This is a genomic window from Schlesneria sp. (assembly GCF_036405755.1).
In the GTDB taxonomy this organism is placed as follows: Bacteria; Planctomycetota; Planctomycetia; order Planctomycetales; family Planctomycetaceae; genus Schlesneria; species Schlesneria sphaerica.
Window position 1 is genome coordinate 1 of the sequence record NZ_DASWWZ010000234.1, and the last position, 11,491, is coordinate 11,491.

Consider the following 11,491-nt stretch of genomic DNA (forward strand, 5'->3'; position numbering starts at 1 on the left):
GAACTGAAAACGTTGACCAGATTACGGAAAAAATCCTCAGCATGAACCCCTGAATCAGGGAATCATGCTGAGGTGTCTCTTTCAGGTTCGATTCTGTCAGGACGAATCTCGGATCGATCAGGGGCCCGAGAATCCGTTGATCAGGAACTGGCCGAAGGTCGAATTCGTGGGCTGTTCAAAGTACCAGTTCTGCGAAGTAATACCTACGCCGTTGCCGTTGATGTTCACGATGTTGTTACGCACACCGCTGAGCGTGACTGGCGCCCCGGTGACCAGCGAGAAGTTGATCCCCTGGCCCAGGATCGGCTGAGCTCCAGTGATGTTGATGATGTTTCCGTTGAACGCGAACGAGGCGGGGGCCTGGATGTTTCGGAACAGCATCCCCTGGTTCAGCGGGCCCTGGGTCATCGTGATTTCATTGTCGAAGATATCAACAAACGAGTTTCTGGCGGTGGAGTTGGTGATCGAGATATCCGTTCCCAGGTCCGTCAGTGTCAGGTTGGCATTCACGGGTGGCGTGGTGAACGTCATCAGGTTTCGGCCAATGCTCAGGTTCGTCTGACTGAAGTTGTTGACGAAGATCCCGGTGTTGGCACCGTTGATCCCGGTAATGGTGTTCCCCTGGATCGCAAAGTTGGTTGTGTACCGGGTCGTCGCATTCTGAATCGCAAACGCGTTATTGAATCCCTGCAGGTTCATGATGTTGTTACTCATCGACGAGTTGATGTTGTCGACGACCGAGTTGGAGTCGATCTGGCCGGTCCAGTCGACGTTCACACCTGAAACACGACCCACATCACCTGCCTGGACCAGCATGGCGTTGTTGTCAAACTGGAAGACCAGCGGAACACCGAATGTCTGGATCGGAATCGTGTTGACGATGGTTTCCAGGTCCCCACGAGTCCCCGAGACTCGGACCAGGTCCCCCGTGCCGGCGGCTCCGACGAATCCACCCAGGAACCCGTTGGTGTTGGTGTTGTTGGTGATATTCCAGACGTACTTTCCGTTGGTAGGAAGAACCGTCGTGGTTTGTGGTTGTGCCAGGGGCCGCGTCGCGTGCAGGAAGATCGCGTGATCGAATTCATCGGTCCCGTTCAGATTGAACTGAGACGATTGAATGTCGACTCGCATGACGTTGCTGGCATCAATACCAACACCTGTCTGAACCCCCAGTCCCCCGATGTTACTGCTGATGTTCGAGTTCGCGACTTCCAGCTGGAGGATGTCCGAAGCCCGGATACCGACGGTGTTGTCCAGGATCGTCATGCTTCTGAAACGATAGCTGCCGGTCTGGATCAGGTTGGTATCCGTCTGTTCGACGTTAATACCGGCGATGGATGCGTCGGTGATCGTTCCACCCACGGTCTGCGGGTTAGGTGGCAGTGCCCCGACGGTGAAGATGAAGTTGTCCAGCAGCGGAATCGTGGTGGCGTTGATCGCGTGGTTATTGACGAGGTTGATACCGTACTGTGGCGTTGTTGTGGTCGACGCGGCACTCGACACACTGGTCAAGTTCACGTTGATGGCAGAATTACGAATATCGACTGCGGTCCCGCCAAGGGCCGCGATGGTCCCCTGCCCGATCGTCAGGCCGGACGGGACGAGGGCTCCGATCGTCGATCCCACGTTCTCGGCATAGAACGCGGTCCCTTCGGTTGCCGCACCCAGGTTGCCAATGTTCAGGGAGTTGAAGACGACGGAAGCACGGTTCCGAACACCAGCGAGGTCCCCGATGTTGACACCAATCGCGTTGAACCCGGCAGCAGCCGGTCCGGCGGCATTCTGAACGTTCAACGTCTGGAACGTCACAGTCCCTCGCAGGTCGGAGTTTCCTCGGATATCAAGACCCGGCAAGTTTGAGCCATTCTGGTTGTTGATCGTGGTCGTTCCGTTGAAGCTGACTGGTCCGCGGTTGGAGCGGACAGCGATCCCGATGTCCCCGCGTCCATTGATTGTGGTCGAGGCGGTGTTGAAGCCACCATTGAACAGGACGGTTGAGCTGTCGTCGAAGATATCGATACCAATGCCCGACAGGTTGCTGATCAGCGTGTCACCATTCACCGTGAATCGACCGGTGTTTTCCGAATCCAGTTCCCCGATCAAGATCCCGCTGGATCCGTTCGTGATGCGGACATTGTTAAAGGTGACGTTCTTGGAGTTCCCCTGGTACTCGATGGCTGGCCGTGCGACATTACTATCGGCGGCAGCAACGCTGGTCCCGGTTGTGAACGTGATGTTCGGTCCAGAGTCCGTCCCTTCGTTGTCATGAATGAAGATCCCGCGTCCCTGGCGGTTCAGGATGTTAATGTCGAATCCATTGCTGCTATTGGAGTCGATGTTGTTGTTGAAATTAACGGAACTTCCCGCCGTCAGGCCTTCAATGTTGATCGCGTCTCCGGCGGATCCATCAATCGTGATCGTGCCGTTGGACGTGATGATCCCCGAGTTATTCAGGATATTCAGTCCGATCCCGGTTCCGTTTGTCACGTTGAGATTGCCGAGATTGATGAAACCCGCAGAGTTCTGGACGAGCACCCCTTGTGCGTTCTCGTCGTTCACCGTCGAACGGGTGAAGTCAACAGTACTTCCCGCGGCGGTTCCCTGAATCACCAGAGCACGGCCGCCGGTCCCTTCCACGTTGTTAATCACGCCGGGAGTTGGCACCAGCGCTCCCGAGGCATTACGCGGAGTGAGCAAGTCCTCGGTGAAGACCACGGTCCCCTGAGTGCCATTTACGAAGAACGTATTGGCATTGCTGGACGGGTCGTTAATTGTGTTTCCTTCAAACCGGACTGTTCCCTGTGTGTTGCTCAGGAACACAGCGGCCAGACCCGATCCCGAGACATCGGTCTGACGGACCGTGCTGTGGGTGGTGGAACCGATGATTCCATCGCCCACGATCCCTCGCAGGGTGGGATCGATGATCTGGAAGCCACTGAATTCCGAGCGGTTCGCCAGGGTGACCCCGTCGCCAGGAGCATCCGCAAAGATCGGACGCTCCCCAGGGCTGCCCGCCGCGATGACGTGTGGCAGCAGCAGGGTCGAGCCGTAGCCCGAGGTCGAGTTCATTGCGTTCGTGTTAACGACGTGCAGCACATTCGAGGCATCCCCCAGAACGCGGACGTCCGATTCCAGATTGACGTTCACGCCGGTGAACTGGCTGTCAGCATGGACGAAGATGATGTCATGTTGCGAGCCTCCTTGAGCGTCGGCGAAGACCTTATACGGGTTCTCGACCGTTCCGTCGCCAACAACACCATTGACCGAGGTGGCTGTGGAGTTGCTGTCGACGTGGTTGAAAAAGTAGGGCAGGTCGGTTTCCGGATTGATCACCACGACATTCTCATCGGTGATCTCTTTCCGGCCCACAATCATGTTGTAGTTACGAATGACGGGTGTCGTCATACGGTCGTATTGCGATTTGCGCTCGCCTGGCGATTGCCGGAATCCCCCGTAACTCCACGATCCCCCGAAGACAACGTTCGTTTTGAACTGGGGGTCATGAGTGACTTCGAGCTGAATCTGGATGCTGGGAATCGGACTGGCCTGGACACGAGTTCGCCAGCCACCGAAGGACTCAATCATATTGCTTTCGTACCAGTAACCACCGCCGAACACGCGCAAGTCATGTCGCTGTGGAATCGCACCGGGTATCGGAAAGCCGATTTCGCCGTCGAATCCGTGCAGCGCGGACGCGACCGTTCGCTGCTGATTGACTTGCAGAAAATGGCCAACAAACCGTTGAGTCCCGTCCAGATTCACCAGTGAGATCTGTTCATCGGAAGTCCCGGTGGGAAGATAGGCGTTGCTACGGATGTCATACCACTGGCCCAGGAACTCGGCACCGAAACCAATCTGACGGAATGTGGGACCACTTGTTGTGTCGTAATCGAAGAAGGCGTTCACGCCCAGAATGCGGTCAATCGTTGGCAGGTAACGGCGATAACCACCCCCCAGGTTGGCACCCCACGTATCGGCAGAACCCTTAAATGCCCGTAAATCGACGAAGAATAAGTTATTGTCGATCAGCGAGTAAGGCATCATCTCGATCGGATAGATCGCCTGCTTACGCCCGATGGCAGGACCTGTGAATCCGCCGATCCGGAAGAGGTTCCCAAGCGACTGGCCCGAGCGTCCTGAGAGCGTATCGCTAAACAGGAAGCCCCCATCATCCGGCTCCGGTCCTCCCATCTGTTGCATTGGCGGAGGAGGCATCTCCATGGGGCCCTGGCCACGGATGATCAGAGGAGTAATCGAGCTTCCATTACCGCTCGAACGGCTGTCGGTCATTTTGGACCGGACCCGTTCTGCAGTCGGAGCGCCGTCCTCTTCCGCGAGTGCGATCTTCTCGCTCCATTCACGGGTCATCCGGGCTTCATCCTCTTCGAGGATCTGGGCCGCAGGCTGATCTTGGCCGCAGATCGCCTGCCAGGGGATGACCGCTAAGACTCCGAAGCAGATCCAAAGCAGCACCTGCATGGATCGGTCAAAGCGGTGATAACGACGTGAGAGAGACACGTGCATCGAGGCACCTCTACGATGGGCAGTCATGGCGCAGACCAGACGACGTCCGGACCTCGGACGACGCAGACCTGCAAAACGATATGTCTGGGATGGGAGGGTCGCGTTGTAGTTACCGCTTCCAAACGCATCAACCCGAATTTGGGGGTGATTGAACGTGTCGACCCCCATTTCTGGGGTAAGTCGCACCCGATTCCAGCAAGAACTGCCGCCCGTAGGGAGGTTACCTACGATTTAAAGACGCGCTGGAGCTCTTCCAGCGAAGTTTTCCCCTCTGACACCAGTCGCAGACCATCTTTATGGAACGTCAGACAGCCTTCAGCCCGCGCAAGTGCCTTAATCTGGTCTGCAGGAGCCCCCGACGCAATCAGTTTGCGCAGCGGGTCCGAAACGATGATCACTTCCATCATCGCCACTCGACCGTAAAAGCCGACCCCTTTGCACTTTTCGCACGGTTCCTCTTCTTCACCGGTCTTCTCGTTAACGATCGGTTCCCCCTTGCGATACAGGACCTTCGTTTCCGGAGGGAGACCCACTTTCTCCAGCAGTTTGGGATTGGGACGGAAGGCCTCGCGACATTCTGTACAGAGCAGACGGACCAGCTTGGGGCTGAAAACGGCGTCGATCCGCTCGCTCGCCATCTGCGGATCCCCTGCCCATTCGCGCAACTGCACGATCGCACTGGAGCAGTCTTTCGCCTGCATTTCGCTGACGATGCAGATACTGTCGGCGACGCTGAAGAGTTGCTGAGCCGTGTCCTGGTCCCGGATTGGATCGACGAAGATCACATCCGCCTCTTCGCGCATCATTCGACCCATGGACGTCGCGATGTCGTCGCCCGGGTTGACTTCGAATTTCTTGATATTCAGCAGTTCCCGCGTTGTATTGGCGATCGAATAGATCGAATACAGGTAAACGTCGATCCCGCGCAGCAGTGCGTAGGTGGTCGTCGTCACCCCTGATCCCGCGGGGCCACAGCAGATGATCAGGCCGTGCCGGTGGCCCGTGACTTCACGGATCGTCTGGCGCAGCGAATCGCTGAAACCGAGATCCATCGGGGTTTCCAGCTTCTGGCTGAGGTCCCGAACTCGGACAACCAGTCGCTCGGCCCCCTCTGCCTGAGGGGTGAATTCGACCGAAAGTTCGTACTTTTTGCCCAGGAATTCGGCTTTCACGCCCCCCGACTGGGCCTTTCCTTTCAACCGGGCATCAAGCCCCGAAAGGACTTTCAGCATCTGGAAGATGGCGGAGGCCTGCTGTTTGGCCAGCCGGCCACCGGAATAAGGCATTCCGTCGATCGAGAGAGCGACCTGAGCCCGCTCCCCTTTCACATCGACACGAATGACTTCGGCCCGCCGCTCGATCGCGTCCGTAATCAGGTCCTTGGTGGGACGGAGTGCCGCCTGGACCAGGCGCGCGTTGGCGGCCATGTCGGCGGTGTTTCCATTCATGGCACCCTGGAAATTGACCAGTTCGACATCGTCATCATCATCGTCGTCGTCTTCCTCGTGGCGGGTATTTTGATTCTTCTTTCCAAACCCGAAGACCATCAGATTCAGCCCCTCTCTCAACCAGTAAGGATCGACGCAGCGGCGTTAAATGGTGACTTAACGCCGTTGTTCGCAGCAGACGATGCGGATTGGGATGTCTGCCAATCACGCGACAAACTCAAATTTCATGCCCGTTAGGACAGCAGGCCATAGGCCTGCAATGTCTTTCGCAATCGTTCTTCTTCCGCAGCCGACAACGGTGTCAGTGGCAGCCGAAGTTCGCCCGTATCGCGGCCCAGCATCTTCATGGCGACCTTGACCGGGATCGGATTGGTGGCGATCCCCAGCATGTCGCGGCACAGCGAAAACAGCTTGAAGTGCCAGCGCTGGGCTTCGGCCATGTCGCCCGCCTTGAAGGCCTTCAGCAACTGCAGCATGTCGGCCGGAACGATGTTCCCCACGACCGACACAATTCCGCTCCCTCCCATGGCCAGCAGCGGCAGTGTCAGGCTGTCGTCGCCGCTGAGAACGGTCAGATTCGTCTGGGCGAGTGTCTGAGAAGCCTGGTCCATCGAACCGGTGGCTTCCTTAATCGCGACGACACTGGGGATTTCGGCGATGCGGGCGACCACATCCGGTTCCATGTTCTTCGCGGTTCGGCCGGGAATGTTGTACAGAATAATCGGGATATCAACCGCTTCCGCGACCGCACGGTAGTGCTGGTAGAACCCTTCGCCGGTTGGCTTGTTGTAGTACGGGGCGACCATCATCGCGCCGTCGGCACCCGCCGACTTCGCAAAACGAGTCAGCTCAATGGCTTCGGCCGTGCTGTTGGATCCCGTTCCGGCCATGACCTTGATCCGGCCGGCCGCATGTTCGCAGACGATCGCGATGACCCGTTCGTGCTCTTTCGTGGACAATGTCGGGGATTCGCCCGTCGTACCAACGGGACAAAGGCCGTTTGTCCCCTGAGAAATCTGCCAGTCGACCATTTTCTTCAGCGCGACTTCATCGACCTGACCATTCTTGAATGGGGTGACGATCGCGACGGTCAAACCAGCGAATTGTTCGCCTTTACGTATCATTGAACTGACTTTCTATTCTTCCAATCGATTCCCGACATTTCCGCCAATGCCAACATCAACGCGTGAGTCCCGTTTCGACCCCATCCCTTGGCTTTGACGGAGAGATAGAGCTGTTCGCCCAAGGCCAGACCGGGCAAGGACAGGCCCATCCGTTTCGCCTCGGACAGGGCAATTCCCATGTCCTTGATAAAATGCTCAACAAAGAAACCCGGATCAAAGTTGTCGCTGATGATGCGGGGGCCGAGATTGTTCAGTGACCAGCTTCCGGCGGCACCGGGGCCGACCGACTGCAGCATCGTGGGGAGATCCAGACCCGCCTTGTAGCCGTACAGTAACGATTCACACACGCCGATCATGTTCGTGGCGATCAGAATCTGATTGGCCATCTTGGCGTGCTGCCCGGAGCCCGCTTTCCCCTGGTAGACCAGCGTCTTGCCCATCGTCGAAAACAATGGGTTCAGCGAGTCGACCACCTCTTTGTCCCCCCCGATCATGATCGAAAGCGCCGCGTTCTTCGCGCCGATGTCACCACCGGAAACAGGAGCGTCCACACTGTGGACCCCTTTTTCACGGGCTTCTTCGTGAATCTCGACGGCCAGAGACGGTTCGCTGGTGGTCATGTCGACCAGAATCGTCCCGGCTTTGGATCCCGCCAGTGCACCGTTTTCCCCCAGCAGCACTTCCCGCACATCACTGGGGAATCCGACAATGGAAAAGACGACGTCCGACTGTTCCGCGACTTTCTTCGGACTGTCGGCCCACTTCGCCCCTTTTGCGACCAACGGGTCCGCCTTGGATTTGGAACGAGTGTACACGGTGGCGGCGTAGCCAGCCGCAATCAGATGGCCGACCATACTGGAACCCATGACACCGGTCCCAATCCAGCCAATTCGCGTCACACCTGGGCTGATCGCCGCTGACGTCATCGTCGTGATTCCATTTATGCAGGTGAAAAAAGGGCGAAAGAGTGGCCGACGAAGGTCGTCGAATTCGCACGATCGGCCCACGAGTATACCGTCGACTAACTGCCTCGTCACGTAAGCTCAACCAAGGAAGCAGGCCCCGCCAGCGGGAGAACTCGTTCCCCCAAGGCGATTCCCTCCCATCCGGCCATCCCCCACATCAATTCCGCTGACTTCCCGAGGAAGAATCTGCCGATCTTCCGCAGGTTATCCAGGTTGTTGCATTCCCGGGAAGGAAGTGCACGCTGCGCGCAGTTGAGCATCTTGAGCACCTAATCGAGCAATCCCCTGTTTCTCAAGGGTTTCCATTAGATGCTCAAGGTGCTCAACCGTGAGCACCTTGAGCATCTAATCAACGGGCCAAGTTGGAGCCGCCACCCCCGACTGCAGCGAAGATTGTGCGCCGTCTCTGCGGCACCCCGCACCATTTCGTTTCCACTCCGTCATGGGATCGTCTGGGCTCTGGATCACCTGATTCATCTGTTTCATCTGAGATATCCCCTCCCAAACTCATCGAGTACCAACATGCCCCGCCAGCAAGATTCAGAGACGAGAAAGTCCCTCGCCCCGAAATCCATTGGCCAGTCGGGCCAGTCCCCTGAAAGTCTGTAAACCGTGATCAAAGCAGCACATGGGACTGGCCACCGACTGGCCAAAGGCTGGCCAGCCGGCCAGTCCAACGCTGTCTCGTCCCTTCCCCTTCACCGGATTTCGTCGCCAAGACGTCACCCCCAGCGGAGTGGCAGCGGCATCCTGCCGCTGTCTTTGCCCCCTCCCGTCCCCTCGCAAGCCCGCACATCAATCAATTTCCCCCCTCTCTCATATGCGCCCCTTTGCCGTCGCGACGCCCACAAGATCCTGCCGACCAGTCGCGGTCGATGTCCAAATCTTCCTCTTCATCATCTAGATGCCGATGAAAGGCCCATGAGATGAAGTGGAGCAAATCGCCCTGGAGTTAAACGGCCAGAAAAACGGTACGTGCGGACCCTGCCCCATCTCGCTGTCGTCCTCCCCGCGAAGCTCCGATACTGCGAATCGGCCACTTCGCGCGTCTTTCTTATGTCCCGACATCAGATTGACTGGCGCAAGCAATGTCAGCAACAAACGGCAGTATCGCCATTGCAAACTTCCAAACCTCTGGAAGAAAGCTCACTTGCCAATGCGCCGGCCCGAGGGCACGGGCATCAAGATGCTGTCTGAAGGTCACTGTCCGAGCTGCGAGATTCCGGGCGTACATCGGCGGTCCCGCCCTTCCCGATGTCGACTGCGACGTCACCGTGCGGTGACCGAAAACGTGGCACCGGCTTCCAGCCGGTGATAGCTGAAGCCCAGCGGCTGGAAGACACTGCCACTGATATCACAGATATGCAGTGTCAAAGTGGACCTTCCCAACTCATCTCTTCATCGTAGGTCGGTACCTATGGGTTGGGACGAATCAACCGTTCACATCTTTGGTCTGTAACGGACAAGGAAAGAACCAAACAAGGGCTTTTCGATCCGTAAGCGCCAATCCGTGGCACCAGTTTGCGAACGTGCACTACGAGATGTCACTGACATCGGTCTGGGCGGTTTCAAAGCAGTCAAGCGGAAGGTGATAGGGCGAAATCTTCTTGTTGGCGCGGGAAGCGGGAATCCACAACCGTTAATACATGCTGACATTCCCACGTTCGCCGAAGTCTGCTAACCACTCTCCGTCAGCCAATCTGGAATCTTGGCGTCCAGGCGCATTATCGATCCTCGGATGTGGAGCATCTTGATGAGTCGTCACTTCGCCAGTTTCCTCGTTGTTTTCACTCGACTCGTTTTTGCACCACTCATTTCAACGGCTGGTGCCGTCGTCTTGATCATCGGATCTACGCAGGCCCATGAGCCGCCGGAAAGGATCTCGCTGAAGGAGCAGAGTACAGAGGACCTAATCTGCGGGCTTGACTCGGCACCAAGTCCCCTCTGGTTATCGCTCGATGATCCAACACCCTATTACGAGGAGGTGCTTAAAGAGCTTATCGCGCGTGGTGGTTCGCGCGTTGAGCAGGCCTTGCGGGCGAAGCTTCGAACGAGTGCAGAAGTTCCACAACTGGCTCGAAAGCAACTTCAGGCGATGAAATCAGATGACGAAGGTCGGCGAAAACAGGCCGCGATTGTCCATAATCTGGAGCACAATCTGGAACGGTTGACGGCCTTGCGCCGGGTGCAGCATCGGGCGGATCCGCTGCAAATCATTGTCACGATTCCACCGACCGTAAAGGCGGGAACGCGATGCCTCCCTATTCTCGAGGTCGCACTGAAAAATCAGGACGTTGAAAAAATCCCGGTATGGATCAAGCACACAAACGGTTGTGCTCGCTGGGCCATTCACGTCTGGGATGATGATGGCAAGATGCTTCCGATTCGACACGGCGCGGCCCTTAATTTGGGGACGACGTGGTTCGGGCCGTTGGAATTCGGCGATACATCAGAGACGAAATTGTCCATGTCCGATTATGTGGACATCCAGGTACCCGGCGAATACAAGGTCCAGGTCCTGTACCACGATCAAATCGATATCGGCCAAGTCGAGGATGTTTTACTGCTGGAACGGCTGATTGTACTCAAATCCGAGCCGTTCGTTGTGCGAGTGGAACACGGACCCAAAATCACGATTGAATTGCAACCGGTCTCCATGCAGCAAGCACGGGACCTCATTCGCAAGCTGGACGGGAACCAGAAGCTGCGCATGGTAGTAGGAAAATACACCGACAACTTTCACAAATTCCTGGATCCGAAATCCGCACAGGGTGAACTGCTCACCATGAGTTGGCAAGCGGTTCCAGCGCTGCTTGAGTCGCTGGAGGATGAGAAGCGATCGTTCCGCGAGCGAGCCTGGTTGTTAGCGTTGCTATATTCCATTACTGAAGAGCGTGGATTCGACCCCCGGATGGTAGTGGGCATATTGCCGAACTACGAATATCAGGAAGTAGCTGGCTCTGGCTGGCAAGGATCCTTCGAACAAAGCAGTTTCGATCAGAAGAGAGTCGATTCACAGCGAGAATTCTCGCGGAGATGGCTCCGCTTTCGCGATGACTACATCATCATCAAGTTACCAAACGGGACGAACTGACAATCAGCGTGCAGCGACGATGCAGCGCAGACGTGCAGTGTCCCGGTAGATCTTCCCATCTGCATCGCGCAGCTGTACCAGCTTGAAGAGGAATTCAAAGCCGCAGGTCTGACCGGTGCTGCACTGCAGGATGCGCGCCAGCGGCATGCCGTTCCGATTCTGGAAGCCTTCTGTGACCGACTGAGAAAAGTACACAACCGGGTGCTCCTAAGAGCACCATCGGACAGGCCGTTGCCTACGCTCTGAACCCCTGGAAGGCGGTGTGCCGCCACAACGAGAACAGTCCACTGGAGATGGATAACACAGCAGAGCGGATGATGAAGCCTCCCCCCCCCC

7 protein-coding genes and 1 pseudogene are annotated in these 11,491 nt (G+C 56.9%); 2 read left to right on the forward strand and 6 right to left on the reverse strand.

The features are described from left to right. Positions 1–117: 117 nt before the first annotated feature. From VGE80_RS08185 to VGE80_RS08205, 5 genes are all read right to left on the reverse strand, one after another. Entirely contained in the window at positions 118–4,524 is a 4,407-nt protein-coding gene (locus VGE80_RS08185; RefSeq protein WP_440592304.1) for an inverse autotransporter beta domain-containing protein, read from the reverse strand. 224 nt (positions 4,525–4,748) lie between these two features. Next, positions 4,749–6,071: a GspE/PulE family protein gene (locus tag VGE80_RS08190; RefSeq protein WP_440592305.1), complete on the reverse strand. Its 1,323-nt coding sequence runs from the start codon at positions 6,069–6,071 to the stop codon at positions 4,749–4,751. Between the two features lie 134 nt (positions 6,072–6,205). Beyond that, positions 6,206–7,096: a 4-hydroxy-tetrahydrodipicolinate synthase gene (gene dapA / locus VGE80_RS08195; RefSeq protein WP_373650191.1), complete on the reverse strand. Its 891-nt coding sequence runs from the start codon at positions 7,094–7,096 to the stop codon at positions 6,206–6,208. Continuing rightward, positions 7,093–8,022 (reverse strand): NAD(P)-dependent oxidoreductase, encoded by a 930-nt coding sequence (locus VGE80_RS08200; protein WP_440592306.1) that lies wholly within the window; start codon positions 8,020–8,022, stop codon positions 7,093–7,095. The genes dapA and VGE80_RS08200 overlap by 4 nt, the downstream gene beginning before the upstream one ends. Before the next feature lie 107 nt (positions 8,023–8,129). After that, positions 8,130–8,321, reverse strand: coding sequence for a hypothetical protein (locus tag VGE80_RS08205; RefSeq protein ID WP_440592307.1), 192 nt, complete (start codon positions 8,319–8,321; stop codon positions 8,130–8,132). 1,493 nt (positions 8,322–9,814) lie between these two features. On the opposite strand from VGE80_RS08205, the gene VGE80_RS08210 reads away from it, so the two are divergent. Further along, positions 9,815–11,155, forward strand: coding sequence for a hypothetical protein (locus VGE80_RS08210; RefSeq protein WP_440592308.1), 1,341 nt, complete (start codon positions 9,815–9,817; stop codon positions 11,153–11,155). A 3-nt stretch (positions 11,156–11,158) separates the two neighbouring features. Here the strand turns inward: VGE80_RS08210 and VGE80_RS08215 are convergent, their stop codons facing one another. Continuing rightward, complete coding sequence (locus tag VGE80_RS08215) at positions 11,159–11,302, reverse strand: hypothetical protein (protein ID WP_440592309.1); 144 nt, start codon at positions 11,300–11,302, stop codon at positions 11,159–11,161. 59 nt (positions 11,303–11,361) lie between these two features. Here VGE80_RS08215 and VGE80_RS08220 point away from each other — a divergent pair. After that, positions 11,362–11,491, forward strand: a pseudogene (locus VGE80_RS08220) (IS66 family transposase); the annotation flags it as partial.